This window comes from Stenotrophomonas sp. FW305-C-20-S1 (assembly GCF_058783335.1).
Map to the genome: position 1 here is coordinate 1 of NZ_JBYTEK010000027.1, position 17,626 is coordinate 17,626.

Genomic DNA, 17,626 nt, shown 5'->3' on the forward strand with positions numbered 1-17,626 from the left:
CGTGAGCCGCATGGATGCGGCGACCGAGCTTACATGGACGTACTTGCAGCGGCCCCCGCAACCGGACCCACCCCGCCATCCCACGGAATGCCCGCTGTTGCAGTTGCTTCGGCTGTTGCATTTGATCTGGCAGGTGCAGGGCGCAGCCCTGCCGACTCACCCACCCACCCTATACTTGCCGCCGTGACCGCCTTCCCCGCCCTCGTTCCGCTTGATGCACCGCTGCTGGTCGGCTACAGCGGCGGCCTGGATTCCACCGTGCTGCTGCACTGGCTGTGGCGATCGGCACAGGCGGCCGGCACGCCGCTGCGTGCCATGCACGTACACCATGGCCTGCAACCGGTTGCCGATGACTGGGTGCAGCACTGCCAGCAGCAATGCGCGGTGCTGGGCATCGAACTGGCCGTGCACCACGTGCAGGTCAGCCGTGATGACGGCCATGGCATCGAAGGGGCCGCCCGGCTGGCACGTCGCGCTGCATTCAGCGCCGAGCTGCAGGCCGGGGAAACCCTGGCGCTGGCCCAGCACCAGGACGACCAGGCCGAGACCTTCCTGCTGCGTGCGTTGCGCGGTTCGGGCATCGATGGGCTGGCGGCGATGACCGCTGACAGCCGCCTCGATGGCCATCGGCTGTGGCGGCCACTGCTCGATGTGCCGCGCAGCGCGCTGCAGGCTTACGCGGCGACACACGGCCTGCAGTGGATCGAAGACCCCAGCAACGGCGAAGACCACGCCGACCGCAATTTCCTGCGCCTGCGGGTACTGCCACTGCTGCGCCAGCGCTGGCCGCATGCCACCGCCGCATTGGCCGGCAGCGCCGCGCATTGCGCGCAGACCCGTGCATTGCTCGATGGAGAAGACGCCGAACTGCTCGCTCACCTGGAAGTGGCACCCCGGGTGCTGTCGCTGGAGCTGCTGCGCCAGGTTGCACCGGAGCGTGCTGCGCGCGTGCTGCGTGCGTGGGTGCGCCGCCATGGCGCAGCCCCGTTGCCGGCGCATGTGCTGCGGCAAGTACAGAACGAATTGATGGCCGCAGGCGCCGATCGGCAGTCGCAGGTGCGTTGGCAGCAGCACGCCATCCGCCAGTGGCGCCAGCACGCCTACCTGCTGCCGGCAGCGCTGCCGGTCCTGCCGAAGGACTGGCACGCGGCCTGGGACGGCCGTGCACCGCTGCAGCTGCCCGACGGCGGCCAGCTGCGCCTGCTCGGCACGGACCGCTTCGAACACCCGCTGGACCTGCGTGCCCGCCAGGGCGGCGAGCGCATCGTGCTGCCCGGCCGTACGCATTCATCCGCGTTGAAGGATTGCCTGCAGCGCGAGCATCTGGCGCCCTGGCGACGCGCACAGCTGCCCCTGCTGTTCGACCAGGGGCAGCTGCTGGCGGCCGCCGATGTAGTCACTGCCGCACCGCTGCAGGCCTGGCTGCAGGCACGCAATGCGCAGTTGCAGTGGCATCCGGGCGGCTGGTGAATTGACCCTTGCGCGCGCGCCGTCCACACTTGTCGCATGGCCAAGAAGTCCCCCGAAAACGCCTCCCCGGTCGCCCAGTTCGAGCAGTCGCTCGAATCGCTGGAACAGCTGGTGGAGCAGATGGAAACCGGCGAGCTGAGCCTGGAAGCCTCGCTCAGTGCTTACGAACGTGGTGTTGGTCTGTACCGCCAGTGCCAGCAGGCGCTGGAGCAGGCCGAACTGCGCGTGCGCCTGCTCAGCGATCCGGCCCAGCCCGAAACCGCCGAACCCTTCGATCCGCCCAGCCATGACGGCTGAGGCGTTGTTCGCGCGCTGGCGCGACCGTATCGAAAGCCAGCTCGACGCCGCCCTGCCCTCACCGGCCGAAGCCCCGCAACGCCTGCACCAGGCGATGCGCCATTCCGTGCTCGGTGGCGGCAAGCGCATGCGCCCCTTGCTGGTCTATGCCGCCGGCCAGGTGTTCGGCGCGCCCCTGGACAGGCTTGATGCCGCGGCGATGGCGGTGGAACTGATCCACGCCTACTCGCTGGTGCACGACGACCTGCCGGCGATGGACGACGATGCCCTGCGCCGTGGCAAGCCCACCACCCACATCGCCTTCGACGAAGCCACCGCGATCCTCGCCGGCGACGCCCTGCAGACCCGTGCGTTCGGCCTGCTGGCCGATGCACCGCTGCCGGCGGCATTGCGCGTGGCGTGCCTGCAGACCCTGGCCCATGCCTCCGGCGCGGCCGGCATGTGCGGCGGCCAGGCGCTGGACATCGATGCCACCGGCCAGCAGCAGTCGCTGGCAGCCCTCACCCGCATGCATGCGCTGAAGACCGGTGCGCTGATCCGCGCTGCGGTGCGCATGGGCGCGTTGTGCGGTGATGCACCCGAACCCGTGCTGGCCCAGCTCGACGGTTTCGCCGATGCGCTCGGCCTGGCCTTCCAGGTCCGCGATGACATCCTCGATGTCGAAGCCAGTTCCGAACAGCTGGGCAAGACCGCCGGCAAGGACCAGGCCCAGGACAAGAGCACCTTCCCTGCCCTGCTCGGCATGGACGGTGCCAAGGCGCAGCTGCGCGAACTTTCCACGCGCATGCAGCAGGCACTGGCGGGCTATCACGAAGAAGCCGATGCGCTGCGCGCGCTGGCCACGCTGGCCGTGGAACGCGATCACTGATTGCAGGCATGGATCTGCCGCGCTGCGCGTTCGCCGGGCATGGCCCGGCGCTACCCTACGCGCCATACACGGAAACGCCCGGCAATGCCGGGCGTTTCTTTTTACGTCGTTGATCGTTGCCGCTTACTTGATCAGGCGCAGTGCGAACGGGTAACGGTAGGCTTCGCCATTGTTCGCCTTCACCGCAGCGATGATGCTGAAGACCAGGCTGAGCAGGCCGACGATCGGCGCCAGGAACACACCGATGACCACGAAGGTCAGGATGATGCAGACGAACATCGCGATGGCGACGGTGATCTGGAAGTTCAGCGCTTCCTTGGCCTGGTCAGTGACGAAGGCCTTGCTGGCGTCATCCTTGTTGATCAGCCAGATGACCAGGGCACCAATGAAACCGGTGAAGATGCCCAGCAGGTGCGCCACCAGGGCCATGGTGCGCTGGTCAGCGGGTACGCTGCTCGCCGCCGGGACGTTCTCGAATTCGCTCACGACAAAACTCCTTTTTTATTGGGTGGTCTTGACCGACCGGCGGCAAGCCGGTCGCGTCAGGCGGGCCTAGCTTACGCCATCAATGGCATCAATCATTGCCGGCGATCGTCATCCGTCCCACCAGGATCGAGCCGGTGCGGATATGCGAGCGCGGATCGACATCGCTGCCGACCGCCTCGATGGCCATGAACATGTCCCGCAGGTTGCCGGCGATGGTGATGCCATCCACCGGATACTGGATCTGGCCGTTCTCCACGCGGAAGCCGCCAGCGCCGCGCGAGTAGTCGCCGGTCACCCCGTTCACCCCCTGCCCCATCAGCTCGGTCACCAGCAGGCCGTTGCCCATCTGCGCGGCGATGTCCTGCAGCGAACCGGCATTGGCCGCCAGCTGCAGGTTGTGCACGCCGCCGGCATTGGCGGTGGTCTGCAGGCCCAGCTTGCGCGCCGAATAGCTGCCCAGCACGTAACGCTGCAGCACGCCGTCACGCACCAGGGCCGAGGCACGCGTGGCCACGCCGTCGCCGTCGAAGGCAGCCGAGCGCAGGCCACGGCGCAGGTGCGGCAGCTCCTCGATCTGCATCCAGTCGGGGAACAGCTGCTGGTCGACGCTGTCCAGCAGGAAGCTCGCCTGGCGGTACAGCGCGCCGCCGGAGACTGCCGACAGCAGGTGACCCACCAGGCTGCGCGCCACTTCCGGCGCGTACAGCACCGGCATGCTGCCGGTCGGCAGCGAACGCGGCTGCAGGCGGGCGATCGTGCGCTCTGCGGCGCGACGACCGACGCTGGCCGGATCTTCCAGGTCCTCGCGGGCCAGTGCGCCGGTGTACCAGCCGTCGCGCTGCATGCCATCGCCGGTGCCGGCGATCAGCGCACAGCCGATCGAATGATGGGTTCCGCGCTCGCGGCCGATGAACCCATGCGAATTGGCGTAGACCGACACGCTCTGCATGCTCGACACCGAGGCGCCATCGGAATTGCGGATCTGCGCATCGGCTTGGCGGCCCGCCGCCTCGCAGGCCAGTGCCAGGTCCACCGCCTCGTCGGCCTGCAGCTCCCAGGGGTGCCAGCCATCCAGTTCGGGGAAGTCGCGGGCCATCAGGTCGGCCTCGGCCAGGCCGGCGGCCGGATCGTCCTCGGTATGGCGGGCGATCGCGCAGGCCTGCTCTACGGTGGCCAGCAGGCTGGCCTCATGCAGGTCGGCGGTGCTGGCACTGCCCTTGCGCTGGCCGAAGTAGACGGTCACGGCAATGCCGCGGTCACGGGTGGACTGCACGGTCTCGACCTCGCCGAGACGGACATTGACCTCCAGCCCACGGTCTTCGCTGCAGCTGACCTCGGCCTGGCTGGCGCCCAGCGCGCGGGCACGCTGCAGCAGCTGCTGGGAGATGTCGGCCAGCCGTTCCAGCCGGGCCGGGCTGTCGTCGCCGACGGCGACTTCAGGGGCGATCACGTTCAATGCTTTATCCTGTGCGGGTTGGGCCCGGCATCACGCCGGGCGACTTTTTTTGAAATCAGGTATGGACGATGCGCGGACGCGACGAAGAAACCGGTGAATTCCACGACAAGAGCCGCAGCCAGAACCGGCGCGATGCGCTGGACGTCCTGGCCCTGGGCGAGAAGCTGGTGTCGCTGACCCCGGCCCAGCTGGCGCGCCTGCCGATCCCGGAGGACCTGCTGCCGCACATTGCCGAGTGCAAGCGCATCACCGCCCATATCGCGCACAAGCGGCAGCTGGCGTTCCTCGCCAAGCACATGCGCCGCGAGGACGATGCCGCGCTGGACGCGATCCGCGATGCGCTGGATGCCAACAGCGAAACCGGGCGCCGCGAAGTGGCGATGATGCACCGTGTCGAAGACTGGCGCGAACGCCTCATGAATGAAGGCGACAAGGCGCTGGCCGCGCTGCTGGATGACCATCCGCAGGCCGACCGCCAGCAGTTGCGCACGCTGGTGCGCAACGCCCAGGCCGAGAAGGCGAAAAACAAGCCGCCGCGTGCCTACCGCGAGATCTTCCAGGTGCTGCGCACGCTGATGCTGCCGGCCGCGCTGGGCCTTAAGGTGTCCGCTGAGGACGTCGAGGCAGACGAACCGGTCGACGACGCCGACGAGGACTGAGTCCCCGTCGGGCATGGCGGTGGCTGTGGCCATCGCCGTGCTCAGGCCTGGGTACCGCCGACGGTGATGCCCTCGATCAGCAGCGACGGCTGGCCGACACCGACCGGCACACTCTGCCCGTCCTTGCCACAGATGCCCACGCCCTCGTCCAGGGCCAGGTCGTTGCCGACCATGCGCACCTTCTGCATGGTTTCCGGGCCATTGCCGATCAGGGTCGCGCCCTTCACTGGAGCGGTGATCCGGCCGTCCTCGATCAGGTAGGCCTCGGTGGCCGAGAACACGTACTTGCCGCTGGTGATGTCGACCTGGCCGCCGCCGAAATTGACCGCGTACAGGCCCTTCTTCACCGAACGGATCATTTCCTGCGGGTCATGCTGGCCGGCGCGCATGTAGGTGTTGGTCATGCGCGGCATGGTCATGTGCGCGAACGATTCGCGACGGCCGTTGCCGGTCGGCGCCACGCCCATCAGCCGCGCGTTGAGGCTGTCCTGCATGTAGCCGACCAGGATGCCGTCCTCGATCAGCGTGGTGCACTGGGTCGGGTGGCCTTCGTCGTCGATGTTGAGTGAACCACGGCGCCCATCCAGGGTGCCGTCGTCGACGATGGTCACGCCCGGGGCAGCCACGCGCTCGCCGATCCTGCCGGCGTAGACACTGGTGCCCTTGCGGTTGAAGTCACCTTCCAGGCCATGGCCGACCGCCTCGTGCAGCAGTACGCCCGGCCAGCCCGGGCCCAGCACCACCGGCATCACCCCGGCCGGCGCCGGCACCGCTTCCAGGTTCACCAGGGCCTGCCGCAGCGCCTCGCGCGCAAAGGCTTCCGGGCGGCCATCGGCAAACAGCGCTTCATAGCCATAGCGACCGCCGCCGCCGGCATAACCCGACTCACGGCGGCCGTTCTGCTCGACGATCACCTGCACGTTCAACCGCACCAGCGGGCGCACGTCGGCGCCCAGCACACCATCGGTGCGGGCAACCAGCACGGTATCGACGCCACCGGACAGGCTGACCATCACCTGCTTCACGCGCGGGTCGGCCGCGCGCAGGTAGCCGTCCAGGCGCTTGAGCACCTCGACCTTGGCTTCGTTGCCGATGCCGTCGATCGGGTCCAGCGCTGGATACAGCACGCGCGCATCGCCGCGCAGCAGCGAGCGTCCGGTCTGTGCGCCGCCTTCGCGCGAGATCGCACGTGCCGACTGCGCTGCGGTCAGCAATGCACCGGCATGGATGTCATCGGAATAGGCAAAGCCGGTCTTCTCGCCGGCAATCGCGCGCACGCCCACGCCCTGCTCGATGGAATGGGCGCCGTCCTTGACGATGCCATCTTCCACGCTCCAGCTTTCGCGCCGGGCATGCTGGAAGTACAGGTCGCCGAAGTCGACACCGGGGCCGAGCAGTTGGCCGAAGGTGCGCTCCAGGCCAGCGGTATCCAGGCCACCGGGGCGCAACAGGCGATCTTGGGCAAGCGTCAGGGCGTTGTCAGTCATGGTCTCGATCTGGGGGTGTGAAGGCGGTCAGGCAAGGCCGCCCTGGGGAAACGGGGGCCGCGCTCAGCGCGGTGGCGGTGGTTCGGTGACGGTCGGCGGCACGGCCGGCATCGGCGGCAGGCGCGGCGGCGGTGCGGGTACTGGCGCACGTTCGCGGCTGCGCTCGATCACCTCCACCTTGGGCTCCTTCCAGGGGCCGGTCACCTTGTAGGTGCGGGCACCGATCTCGCCCAATGGCTTGGACAATACCGCATTGGTGGCTGCACCCAGCGCTGCGCCCACCGGGCCGCCGGCCACCGCGCCGACCACGGTCAGCAGATTGCCGGCGCGCGGGTTGACGTCGATGGTCTGGTCGAACTGCTGTTTCCGCAGGTCGGCCTGGCCACGGATGGTGATGTTCGCTGCCGGCCCTTCGATCAACACCTTGTCGGTACGGGCCATGCCCTCGCCGAACTGCACGCTGCCCTCGACCTGGTTGAACGCGAAGCCCTTGGAGAAGAAGTCGCGGAAGTCGAACATCAGCCGCCGCGGCAGCTGGGCGACGCTGAGCAGGCCCAGCACGCGGCCGGCACCCGGCTCCAGCTCCAGCAGCTGGCCATTGCGGGCATTCACATCGAGCTGACCCTGCAGGTTGCCAAGCTGGAAGTCCGACGGACCGCCGGGCCACGAGGCCTGCAGCTGGGCGTGGCCGGAGCCGCCGCGCAGCTGGCCGCCGTAGTCGAGGTTCTGCAGCAACCCGCCCAGGTCTTCACTGCGCACCTGCGCATCAAGCGCGGTTCGCGAACCGCCACCCTTGCCAAGCCAACGGCCACGGATGTCAATCTCCTGGCTGGGGGCGCGGAACTGCAGTTGTTCCACGCTCAGGCCATTGGCGATCGGCCGCGTACGCAGCACGGCCTGGCCCAGCACGACCTTGCCGAACTTCAGGTCGGCGATGTCCAGTGCGAACGGCGGCAGCTTGGCCGGGTCCATGTCGTCGGCACCGGCCTGCACCCGCGCCGGTGCCGCCGTGGCTCCGGGAAGGGTCGGCAGCGATTGCCAGTACACGCGCTCGAGCTGGCCGCTGATGGTGCCGCCATCGGCGTTGGGCACATTCAACTTGCCGGCCAGCGAGGGGCCATCCAGGCGCACGTCCAGCGCCTGCGGGCCAGGGCGCAGCTGCAGGCGGGTCTGCTCGAACACGCCGCCGATCAGCATCAGCTGGCCGACCTGCACGTCCACGGCGCGCAGCGGCATCGGGTCGCCATCGCCACCGGCGCCACGGGCCAGGCCGATCCATTCCAGCGCATCCAGGGTCGGGCTGCGGCCATTGATGGTCAGCCCGCTGGGCGGTGGTTCGCGGTCAACGTGGTCGCTGCCCAGGGTGACCTGCACGCCGGTCTGGTTGTTGTGGCTGCGCGCGGCCAGCGCCAGGCGCTGGCCGAACGCCACGTCGATGCGGCCGGCGCCCATCGGCAGCTGTGCGGCCACGGTGGTCGGCAGCGGTTCGTTGGCCGGCTTCTGCAGCGGTGCCGGCAGGTCCAGGCGGGTGCCCAGCAGATCCGAGCGCAGGCGCAGCTCGCTGGGCGGCGCTGGTGTACCCGGCGCGACCTTCGGCAGGTTCACCGCGATGGTCCACGGCGAGGTGCCGTTGATGTAGGGCTTCAGCCAGGCCATTTCCGGTGCGCGGTCGATCAGCACGCCCGCATCGAGCGTGGCGGCCAGTTCCGATTCGAAGGCCAGCTTGGGGTCACGCACGAAACCACCGGCGCGCAGGCTCAGCCGGCCGTCCTGGCCGAGGTGGCGCACGGCCAGTTCCTCGGCGGCGAAGCCGGCGTTGCTGTAGCGGGCCTGCCCACGCATGTTGTCGAATTCCAGCTGGAAGCGCTTGTCGACCAGCTTCAGCCCGGCCAGGTCCACCGTGCCCTGCAGGTGGCCACCGCCCTGGTCATGACGCAGGGGCTGCAACAGGTCGAAATGCACGTTGGCCGGCCCGCTTGCCGCGAGGTTGTCCAGGGTGTCGCCGTAGTCCTTGTGCAGCGGGCTCTGCCGCAGCATCGCCAGCAGCTTGCCGGCATCGCCCTGGCTGTCGGCGCGGACGTACAGTGGCTGCTGGCCGAAATCCTGGATCCCGGCTTCGAACGTCTGCACCGCCACGCCAGCCAGATCGCCGCGGCCCTGCATGTGGAAACCGGGCCCAATGAAGGCGACATCGGCATCGACCTGGCCCATCAACGGCCAATCGTGCTGGAAGCGGATGTCACCGTTGCTGATGTGGCCGGTGGCCTCGAAGCGGCCATCGTTGTTGTCGAACGGCCAGTCGTCCAGGTCACCACTGACCAGGCCGATGCCGTTGCGCACCTGGCCACCGGCCAAGGCCATGTCCAGCCAGTCGGTGGCGCCCTTGCTCATCCTGGAATGGATCCAGAAACGCTTGGCCGCGGTCATCGGTACGTCGTCCAGCTTGGCCGCCAGCTGCATCCACGGCCGGGTGCCATCGCCCTGGAACCAGAGACCACCGCGCACGTCGGCAGCGTAGTCGGTGCCTTCCACACGCATCGCCGGGGTGCCGATGCGCCAGCCACCGGCCTCGTCGCGCCAACCGACGATCTGCCCGGCAAGATGCAGGTCGTGACGCACGCCGAAACCGGTCGGCCAATCGAACTGCAGCTGGCGCTGGGGTTGCAGCTGCAGGCTGAAACCATTGGCATCGCCCTCGAAGCGGCCGCCCAGGCCGCGCAGGCCCGGCGAGTTGCCAACACTGGCAAAGCCCAGCGACTGCAGTTCGCCCTGCATCCACAACGGGCCATCCTGCTGGCCGCGCAACTGCAGCTGCGCCACGTCCAGCTGCGGCTTGGCCAGGTACAGCCAATGCCGCAGGCCCGCGTCCAGGCGGTCGCTGAGCGCCAGCGCGCGCAACGCGGTACCCGCCTGCGCTGCTGCGGCCTGCACCTGCATCTGCTTGCCCACCCGCAGTTGCAACCCGTCCAGCTGCTGCTGGCTGCCATCGGCCTGCAGCCGCAGGCGCGGCACCTGCAGCGCCCAGCCTTCTGCCGTCCGCTGCCAACGCAGGCGCGCCTGCAGCCGTTGCAATTGAATTTCCGGGCGCGCCACGCCAGGCATCGGCGCGCCTTCGACACGCAGATCACGCAGGTCCGAATCGGTGGTCAGCGCCACCGGGGCGAAATCACGCAGGGTCAGCCACAGGTTGAGCTCGCCCTTGCCCTCGCGCAGGCGCATGCCGCCGGCCGCCAGCAACGGCGCCCAGGCACGGAAATCGATCGGATCGGCGCCTACCCAGGCCTCGCCGTTGCCGCGCTGGCGATCCAGGTCCAGCACCGCCGTCAGCGGCAAGGCGTCGGTCTGTGCCCAGGCACGCACGCCCACCCGCAGGCGGTCGCCATCCACGCGCAGGCGCAGGTCGATACGTGGCAGGGTGGCGTCGACACCCAGTGCTGGCGCATGCACGCCGAGGCGGCCACCAATCACCTGCAGTTCGCCCAGCCGGCGCAACGCATCCAACGGATCGCCGCCAGCGCTGGACTGCGGCAGGCCGCGCACCGACCAGCGGCCATCGGCGGCCTGCTGCAGGTCCAGCGCCAGGCCGCGCAGGCGCAGTTCGGTCAGAGAGCGGCCCGGCAACAGGCCGCTGTACATCGACACCAGCACCTCGGCATCGCCGATGGCCAGGCCCTGGCCCGCGCCGATGCGCAGGCCCTTCAACTGCAGCAGTGGACCACGTCGGGTCCAGGCGGTGTCCAGGCGTTCGAAGCGCACCGGTTGCCCGGCGCGCGTGCTCAGCCAGGCCGCGATCCGGTCCGGATGGCGCTCAGCCAGCGGCAACAGCTGGCTGAGGGTGCCGACCAGCAGGGCAAGCCCGACCAGGCCAACCGCGCATGCGGCGATGAAATGACGGCGGATCCTTCGCAGTCGCAGGCGCGGCGGCGCGCTCATCGGCCACCGAAGGCAGACAGTCGGCCTGGATCAGAGCAGAACAACATCGAACTGCTCCTGCAGGTACTGCTCGTCCGCCTGGAAGCGGATGCTCTTGCCGAGGAACTCCTCCAGCTCGGCCACGGCCGTGGATTCCTCATCGGTGATCCGCGCCACCACCTTGCTGGACGCGATAACCAGCAGGCGCGCGGCATCGAACTGGCGCACCGCGCGGGTGATCTCGCGGAAGATCTCGTAGGTCACCGTTTCGGTGGTCTTGATGGTGCCGCGGCCACTGCACTGCGGGCAGGTTTCCGACAGCTGGCGCTCCAGGCTTTCCACCGTGCGCTTGCGCGTCATCTCCACCAGGCCCAGCGGCGAGAAGTCGTACACCGTGGTCTTGGCATGGTCGCGGGCCAGCGCCTTTTCCAGGGTACGCAGCACCTGGCGGCGATGTTCGGCGTCATCCATGTCGATGAAGTCGATGATGATGATGCCGCCCAGGTTGCGCAGGCGCAGCTGCCTGGCCACCGCCTGCGCGGCCTCCAGGTTGGTGCGGAACACCGTCTCTTCCAGGTTGCGCTGGCCGAGGAACGAGCCGGTATTGACATCGATGGTGGTCATCGCCTCGGTCTGGTCGATCACCAGGTAGCCACCGGATTTCAGCGGTACCTGCTTGTCCAGCGCACGGCCGATCTCGTCCTCGACCCCGAACATGTCGAAGATCGGACGATCGCCGCTGTACAGCTCGATCTTCTCCGCCAGCACCGGCATGTACTTGGCCACGAACGCCTGCAGCTGGGCGAAGGTCTCCTTCGAGTCCACCTTTACCTTGTCCACGTCCTTGCGGATCAGGTCGCGCACCGAACGCAGCGGCAGGCTCAGGTCTTCATAGATGTTGCTGCACGACGCCGCCTCGCGGCCGCGGCGCTCGACCACGTTCCACACCCGTGACAGGTAGGCGATGTCTTCGGCGATGGCCTCGGCCGGCTGGCCCTCGGCATTGGTGCGCACGATGTAGCCGTAGCCGCCGTGCTGGGCCGACAGTTCGGTCACCAGCGCTTTCAGCCGCGCGCGCTCGCCTTCGTCCTCGATGCGCGCCGACACGCCCACCACCTTCGACTGCGGCAGCAGCACCATGTAGCGCGAGGGAATGCTGATCTGGGTGGTCAGGCGTGCGCCCTTGGTCCCGATCGGATCCTTCACCACCTGCACCACGATGTCCTGGCCGTCGCGCAGCAGCTCCACGATCGGCACGCTGGACGGCGGCGGCAGGGTCGTGTTCTCGGTATCGGCGCTGGCCACCGGCGCCGGCCGCACCACGTCGTTGGCGTGCAGGAACGCGGCACGCTCCAGCCCCACTTCGACGAACGCCGCCTGCATGCCCGGCATGACCCGCTGCACCTTGCCCTTGTAGATGTTGCCGACCACACCCCGGCGCCAACCGCGCTCGATGTGCAGTTCCTGCAGCATGCCGTTCTCGATCACCGCGACCCGGGTTTCGCGCGGGGTCACATTGACCAGGATTTCCTCAGACATCGGCAGCCTCCCTGGCGGCATCAGCAGTTGGGGCCAGCACGCCGCAGCGTGCCAGCAGACGATCGGTATGCAGCAACGGCAGCCCCATGACACCGGAGTAGCTGCCGGAAAGGTGTTCGATCCAGCGCTCGGCACCGCCCTGGATGGCATAGGCACCCGCCTTGTCCAGCGGCTCGCCGGTGGCGACGTAGGCAGCGATGTCGGCGGACTCGATGGCGGCGAAGGTGACCTCGGAAACAACCAGTTCGCTGTCCAGCCCGCGCGCGTCCACCACCACCACGGCGGTCATCACCTGATGGGTGCGCCCGGCCAGCCGTGCCAGCATCGCCCGCGCGTCGGCCGCGTTGGCCGGCTTGCCGAATACTTCGCCATCGAGCACCACTTCGGTATCCGAGCCCAGCACCCGCGCCTGCGGGTCATCGGCCAGCACCCGTGCCAGGCCGGCGCGCGCCTTGTCGGCGGCGACCCGGCAGACATAGTCCTGGGCACTTTCAGAGGCCGCGCGCTGCTCGACGACCTCCAGGTCCAACGCCTGGAAAGGGTGTCCGAGTCGGGCCAGCAGCTGGTTGCGTCGGGGGGAGCGGGAAGCAAGATAGAGCATCGACACAGCATAACCTGACGCCGGTACCTGAATCGTCGGACAATCCTTCCCCGGCGCCTGCAACCCCGAACGGACTCACAACGCGTTCATCGCTACGACACCACCCTCACCGCCACAACAAGGAGATCCCATGCGCCGCACCGCCACCCCGCTGCTGCTTGCCCTGTCCCTCGCTCTTGGAGCTTCGATGACCGCCCATGCCGACCCGTCGTCGCCGTCGATCGCCGCCGCGGCCGAAGGCACCCTGCTGAACATCTCGGCCAACGCCGAAGCCACCCGCGTGCCGGACGTGGCCACGCTGTCGGCCGGCGTGGTCACCCAGGCCGCCGACGGCAACAGCGCCATGCGCCAGAACGCCCAGCAGATGGACAAGGTCCTGGCTGCGATCAAGGCCGCCGGCATTGCCGAGCGCGACGTGCAGACCAGCGGCGTCAGCCTCAACCCGCAGTACCGCTATGCCGACAACGAAGCCCCGAAGATCACCGGCTACCAGGCCAGCAACACCGTCAGCCTGAAGGTCCGCGACATCGCCAAGCTGGGCAAGGTGCTGGACGCGCTGGCCGCGCAGGGCGCCAACCAGATCAACGGCCCGCAGTTTGAGATCGACCAGCCCGAGCCGGTCTATGACGAAGCGCGCCTGGCGGCACTGAAGAAGGCCCAGGCCCGTGCCCAGACCTATGCCAAGTCGCTTGGCCTGCAGGTGCGCCGCATTGTCAGCATTTCCGAGAACGCCGGTGGCGGTTTCCGCCCGATGCCGATGATGCGTGCGCAGGCCGCCGGCATGGCAATGGACAAGGCCACCCCGGTCGCCCCGGGTGAGTCGACCGTCTCGGTGAACCTGGACGTGGTGTTCGAACTGGGCCGCTGAGGCTCCTTCCGTTCAACCGACGGCGCCCTGCGGGGCGCCGTTTTCGTTTCCACCGCCGCCGTTCCGGCAGCGTTACATGAAGGCCAGCTCAACGCTGCCGCCCCTGCCTCTAGGCAGTGGTGGAGGCGGCGCGCTAATGATTGACTGCCAGCCGCGTGCGGCAACCCCGATGGCGGCCCTGGTGCGTTGAGGACTTCGACACTGGCATGGAGGTGGACCATGGTTCGTACGTATCCCGTAGTACCCCTGCACTTCGATCCCGCCCGCGTTGCCGCCTGGAGTGCGGCCATCGCCCTGCATCTGCTCGCGTTCCTGTTGTTGCTGATCCCGGCGACCTACCAGGCCATCACCGCGCTGCCGCGCGATCAGACCACGGTACGGTTCATTCCCAGGGAAGAGCCCAAGCCGATCGAGCCGCTGCCGGTGCCGACCGAGCCTGAAAAGGTGGAGGTGGTGCACAAGCGGCAGGCCACGCCGGTGCCCGCACCGCTGCCGACGCCCACCGCGACCGTCGAGGAGGCCCAGGGCATCATCCTGCCGGCGGCCGAGCCGACCGCGGTGCAGGCTGCGCCGACCATTGCCCCGTCCACGCCGCTGGCCGGCGCCCAGCTGCAGTACCGCAGCAACCCGCCGCCCAGCTACCCGATCCAGGCCCTGCGCAATCACGAACAGGGCACGGTGCTGCTGCGGGTGGAAGTGGACCCCAGTGGCCAGCCGGTGAACGTCAGCATCGAACGCAGCAGCGGCTCGCGCAGCCTGGACCAGGCCGCCCGCCAGCAGGTGCTGCGCCACTGGCGTTTCGTGCCGGCCGAGCGTGATGGCATGGCCGTTCCGGCCATCGGCATGGTGCCCGTGCAGTTCTCCCTGCCCGACTGAGCCACGGACCGGCCCGGCCGCACGCCGGGCCGGTCACAACGGTGAATGGGCCGGAACAGGGCCAATCTGCCCGGTTATTTGAACTTCGTTGGAAAACCGTTACGAATTTAGTAAAACTTCACACCTCCGTCACCTGCCGGAAACCTAGATTGACGCGTCCCGGGACACACCGGAGACAGCCCTCAATGCTCGAGTTTTCCAGTCAGGAGAGAAGCTGTGAAACACCCGATCCAACGGCCCGCCAGCCGCCGCCGCAACCACCTGGCAACGTCCATCACCCATATCCTCACCGGCGGCGCCCTGCTGCTCGCCGGGGCCGTGGCTTCCTCTTCTGCATTCGCGCAGGAACAGGCCACCAACCTTGACCGGATCACCGTCACCGGTTCGAACATCCCGCGCACCAACACCGAAACACCGTCGCCGGTGCAGGTGGTGACCCGCCAGGAAATCGATCGCACCGGCAAGACCTCGCTGGCCGAGTACCTGCAGACCATCACCGCTGATGGTGCCGGCTCCATTCCCAAGACCTTCGGCAACGGCTTCGCCGGTGGCGGCGCCGGCATTTCGCTGCGCGGCCTGGGTGCCGGCTCCACGCTGGTGCTGTTGAACGGCCGCCGCATGGCCACCTATGGCCTGGCCGATGACGGCCAGAAGGTGTTTACCGACCTCAGCACCATCCCGCTCGACGCCGTCGAGCGCGTGGAAGTGCTGAAGGACGGCGCCTCGGCAATCTACGGCTCCGACGCCATCGCCGGCGTGGTCAACATCATCCTGCGCAGCGACTTCCAGGGCGTGATCCTGCGTGGTTCCTACGGCCTGTCCGGCGACAGCGACGGCGACGCCAAGAAGGCGACCCTGACCGCGGGTACCGGCGACCTGGCCAGCGACGGCTGGAATGCATTCTTCAGCCTGGACGTCGGCAAGACCGACGCCATCAAGATCAGCGACCGCAAGAACCGCAAGTGGATCGGCACCGGCGACACCCGCCAGTGGGGCTATGACAAGACCGCACAGTTCCTGGGCGGCGCGTACACCCGTGGCGGCACCTCGGGCGGCTCCGGCCCCAACGGCTCCTACCTGGATGCCACCGGTCACCTGGTTCCCCTGCCCGGCTGCGCGGGCCTGACCACCATTGGTGGCCAGACCCCGGCCAGCATCGCCGCCGACGGCTGCCTGTTCGATCCGGCGCAGCAGTACCGCGACCTGATTCCGGAAGAGAAATACGTCAACGTGTTCGGTCGCGCCAGCTTCGCCTTCGGTGAAGGCGGCGAGGTCTACACCGAGATCGGCTACTCGAAGAAGCAGACGATCTTCAGCAACACCCCGTCCGGCGTATCCGGCGGCTGGGGTTACCCCGGCGGCCCGGTCAATGCCAACAGCGGCTCGGGCGCCACCACGCTCGGTGCCACCCACCCGGACAACCCGACCGGTGCGCCGGTGCGCCTGCGCTACTCGGCCTGGGACGTCGGCCCGCGCGTTACCGACAACACCAACGAGTTCAACCGTTTCCTGGTTGGCGTGAAGGGCAACTGGGGTGACTGGAGCTACGACACCGCCTACCTGCATTCGGGCACCGACCTGACCAACAAGCGCACCGGCTTCCTGAACTACGACAACGTGCGTTGCGCACTGGCCAACCCGAACTGCGCCGGTGGCGTGTGGCGCATCGGCGACAACGCCGGCCAGAACTCGCAGGCGCTGTACGACTTCATCTCGCCTATGATCAGTGCACGCGCCAAGTCCAGCCTGGACATGTTCGACTTCACCATGTCGCGCAGCCTGATGGACCTGAAGGGTGGCCCGCTCGGCCTGGCGTTCGGCACCGAATGGCGCAAGACCAGCAACAGCCTGACCCCGCAGACCTTCACCGACACCGGCGACATCATCGGCCTGGGCTATTCGGCCTACGACGGCACCCAGAACGTGTACGCAGGCTACGTCGAACTGTCCGCACCGGTGCTGGAGCAGTTGGAGCTGTCGGCCGCCATGCGCTACGACAAGTACGAGAGCGGTGAAGGCAAGGCCACGCCGAAGCTGGGCGTGAAGTGGACCCCGGCCGACTGGATCGCCCTGCGCGCCAGCTACGCCGAAGGCTTCCGCGCGCCGAACCCGGCCGAGAACGGTGACGGTGGCCTGGCCGCCTTCTCCACCGCAGTCGACCCGATTCGTTGCCAGATCAGCGGCAACAACGCGGCAGAGTGCGGCGCAAACTCGGTGGCGATCATCACCAAGCCAAACAAGCTGCTGAAGCCGGAAGAGTCCAAGAGCTACTCGGTCGGCATCGTGCTGCAGCCGACCTCGTCCACCTCGATGACCGTCGATGCCTGGCAGATCAAGCGCACCAACGAAATCGTGCAGGGCAGCACCTCGGCAGCGATCCTCGCCGGCAACGTCCTGCGTGACAGCAACGATCTCAATGGCGTGGCCAACAGCGGCACCATCCTGGCAGTCAACACCGCCTACGTGAATGCCAGCTCCTCGCGCGTGCGCGGTATCGATACCGATATCCGCCAGACCTTCGATATCGGCCCGGGCCAGCTGGAGCTGGACCTGCAGTGGAGCCACATCCTGAAGTTCGAGCGTACCGAGGGTGGGGACACCGTTGACTACGTGGGCACCCACGGCAACTGCGATGTCACCAACTGCATCGGCACGCCGAAGGACAAGGTGAACTTCGGCACCACCTGGAAGCAGGGGCCGTGGAGCGTCAGCGCCGTTGCCAACTACATCAGCAAGATGGAGAACAAAGACAAGCGTGGCGGCGACTACCTGGCCTTCTACGCCGATGGCGAGCCGGTGAAGAAGATCTCTTCGTTCACCACGATGGACCTGTCCGGTCGCTGGAGCATCAACGATTCGTTCGAACTCAACGCCTCGGTGGCGAACGTGTTCGACCGCATCGCCCCGCTCGACCCGACCACCTACGGCGGCGTGAACTACAACCCGATGCACTTCTCCGGTGCGCTGGGTCGTTATTACACCGTCGGCTTCAAGTACACCTTCAAGTAATACCGCTGCCGCTTCACCTGCAAAGGCCCGGGCTCACGCCTGGGCCTTTGCTTTTTTCCACACGCGACAGCGTCCATCATGGGCATCCCGACACCTGC

Annotated in this window: 13 protein-coding genes; 7 read left to right on the forward strand and 6 right to left on the reverse strand. The window is 67.8% G+C overall.

What is annotated here, in order from left to right; all coding sequences use genetic code 11:
• Positions 1-183: 183 nt before the first annotated feature.
• The 3 genes from tilS to AC3WTC_RS14465 are packed head-to-tail and all read left to right on the forward strand — an operon-like array spanning position 184 to position 2,635.
• Entirely contained in the window at positions 184-1,470 is a 1,287-nt protein-coding gene (gene tilS / locus AC3WTC_RS14455) for a tRNA lysidine(34) synthetase TilS (RefSeq protein ID WP_279208965.1), read from the forward strand.
• A 36-nt stretch (positions 1,471-1,506) separates the two neighbouring features.
• The gene (locus tag AC3WTC_RS14460) at positions 1,507-1,767 is read left to right on the forward strand and encodes an exodeoxyribonuclease VII small subunit (protein WP_006381978.1); all 261 of its coding nucleotides are present in this window, start codon (positions 1,507-1,509) and stop codon (positions 1,765-1,767) included.
• Positions 1,757-2,635, forward strand: a complete 879-nt coding sequence (locus tag AC3WTC_RS14465; RefSeq protein ID WP_033831691.1) for a polyprenyl synthetase family protein — start codon at positions 1,757-1,759, stop codon at positions 2,633-2,635. The genes AC3WTC_RS14460 and AC3WTC_RS14465 overlap by 11 nt, the downstream gene beginning before the upstream one ends.
• Before the next feature lie 123 nt (positions 2,636-2,758).
• Here AC3WTC_RS14465 and AC3WTC_RS14470 read toward each other — a convergent pair whose 3' ends face one another.
• A complete protein-coding gene (locus AC3WTC_RS14470) occupies positions 2,759-3,121 on the reverse strand; it encodes a DUF4870 domain-containing protein (protein WP_025879282.1) in 363 nt (120 codons plus the stop codon).
• 88 nt (positions 3,122-3,209) lie between these two features.
• Positions 3,210-4,577, reverse strand: a complete 1,368-nt coding sequence (pmbA, locus tag AC3WTC_RS14475) for a metalloprotease PmbA (protein WP_025879283.1) — start codon at positions 4,575-4,577, stop codon at positions 3,210-3,212.
• Between the two features lie 68 nt (positions 4,578-4,645).
• Between pmbA and yjgA the strand changes: the two genes are divergently transcribed.
• Positions 4,646-5,236 carry a ribosome biogenesis factor YjgA gene (gene yjgA, locus AC3WTC_RS14480; protein ID WP_080148329.1) on the forward strand — a complete coding sequence of 197 codons (591 nt, stop codon included), beginning with the start codon at positions 4,646-4,648 and terminating at the stop codon, positions 5,234-5,236.
• A gap of 41 nt (positions 5,237-5,277) precedes the next feature.
• Here yjgA and tldD read toward each other — a convergent pair whose 3' ends face one another.
• The 4 genes from tldD to AC3WTC_RS14500 form a co-directional block, all read right to left on the reverse strand.
• The gene (gene tldD / locus AC3WTC_RS14485; protein WP_025879285.1) at positions 5,278-6,723 is read right to left on the reverse strand and encodes a metalloprotease TldD; all 1,446 of its coding nucleotides are present in this window, start codon (positions 6,721-6,723) and stop codon (positions 5,278-5,280) included.
• 63 nt (positions 6,724-6,786) lie between these two features.
• On the reverse strand, positions 6,787-10,656 hold the full coding sequence (locus tag AC3WTC_RS14490; protein ID WP_492711737.1) for a YhdP family protein: 3,870 nt from the start codon (positions 10,654-10,656) through the stop codon (positions 6,787-6,789).
• A 30-nt stretch (positions 10,657-10,686) separates the two neighbouring features.
• Complete coding sequence (gene rng, locus AC3WTC_RS14495; RefSeq protein ID WP_025879287.1) at positions 10,687-12,174, reverse strand: ribonuclease G; 1,488 nt, start codon at positions 12,172-12,174, stop codon at positions 10,687-10,689.
• Positions 12,167-12,775 (reverse strand): Maf family nucleotide pyrophosphatase, encoded by a 609-nt coding sequence (locus tag AC3WTC_RS14500; protein WP_025879288.1) that lies wholly within the window; start codon positions 12,773-12,775, stop codon positions 12,167-12,169. Before AC3WTC_RS14500 ends, rng begins: the two co-directional genes overlap by 8 nt.
• A gap of 130 nt (positions 12,776-12,905) precedes the next feature.
• Between AC3WTC_RS14500 and AC3WTC_RS14505 the strand changes: the two genes are divergently transcribed.
• From AC3WTC_RS14505 to AC3WTC_RS14515, 3 genes are all read left to right on the forward strand, one after another.
• A complete protein-coding gene (locus AC3WTC_RS14505) occupies positions 12,906-13,643 on the forward strand; it encodes an SIMPL domain-containing protein (protein ID WP_025879289.1) in 738 nt (245 codons plus the stop codon).
• A 219-nt stretch (positions 13,644-13,862) separates the two neighbouring features.
• Positions 13,863-14,519, forward strand: a complete 657-nt coding sequence (locus tag AC3WTC_RS14510) for an energy transducer TonB (RefSeq protein ID WP_025879290.1) — start codon at positions 13,863-13,865, stop codon at positions 14,517-14,519.
• Positions 14,520-14,735: 216 nt separating this feature from the next.
• A complete protein-coding gene (locus AC3WTC_RS14515; protein WP_223496034.1) occupies positions 14,736-17,528 on the forward strand; it encodes a TonB-dependent receptor in 2,793 nt (930 codons plus the stop codon).
• Positions 17,529-17,626 lie beyond the last annotated feature (98 nt).

Coding starts and splice junctions, on each gene's coding strand:
- AC3WTC_RS14460 (WP_006381978.1), top strand. CDS start 1,507: ATGGCCAAGAAGTCCCCCGAAAACGCCTCCCCGGTCGCCCAGTTCGAG.
- AC3WTC_RS14500 (WP_025879288.1), bottom strand. CDS start 12,775: ATGCTCTATCTTGCTTCCCGCTCCCCCCGACGCAACCAGCTGCTGGCC.
- AC3WTC_RS14510 (WP_025879290.1), top strand. CDS start 13,863: ATGGTTCGTACGTATCCCGTAGTACCCCTGCACTTCGATCCCGCCCGC.
- yjgA (WP_080148329.1), top strand. CDS start 4,646: ATGCGCGGACGCGACGAAGAAACCGGTGAATTCCACGACAAGAGCCGC.
- AC3WTC_RS14490 (WP_492711737.1), bottom strand. CDS start 10,656: ATGAGCGCGCCGCCGCGCCTGCGACTGCGAAGGATCCGCCGTCATTTC.
- rng (WP_025879287.1), bottom strand. CDS start 12,174: ATGTCTGAGGAAATCCTGGTCAATGTGACCCCGCGCGAAACCCGGGTC.
- AC3WTC_RS14465 (WP_033831691.1), top strand. CDS start 1,757: ATGACGGCTGAGGCGTTGTTCGCGCGCTGGCGCGACCGTATCGAAAGC.
- tldD (WP_025879285.1), bottom strand. CDS start 6,723: ATGACTGACAACGCCCTGACGCTTGCCCAAGATCGCCTGTTGCGCCCC.
- AC3WTC_RS14505 (WP_025879289.1), top strand. CDS start 12,906: ATGCGCCGCACCGCCACCCCGCTGCTGCTTGCCCTGTCCCTCGCTCTT.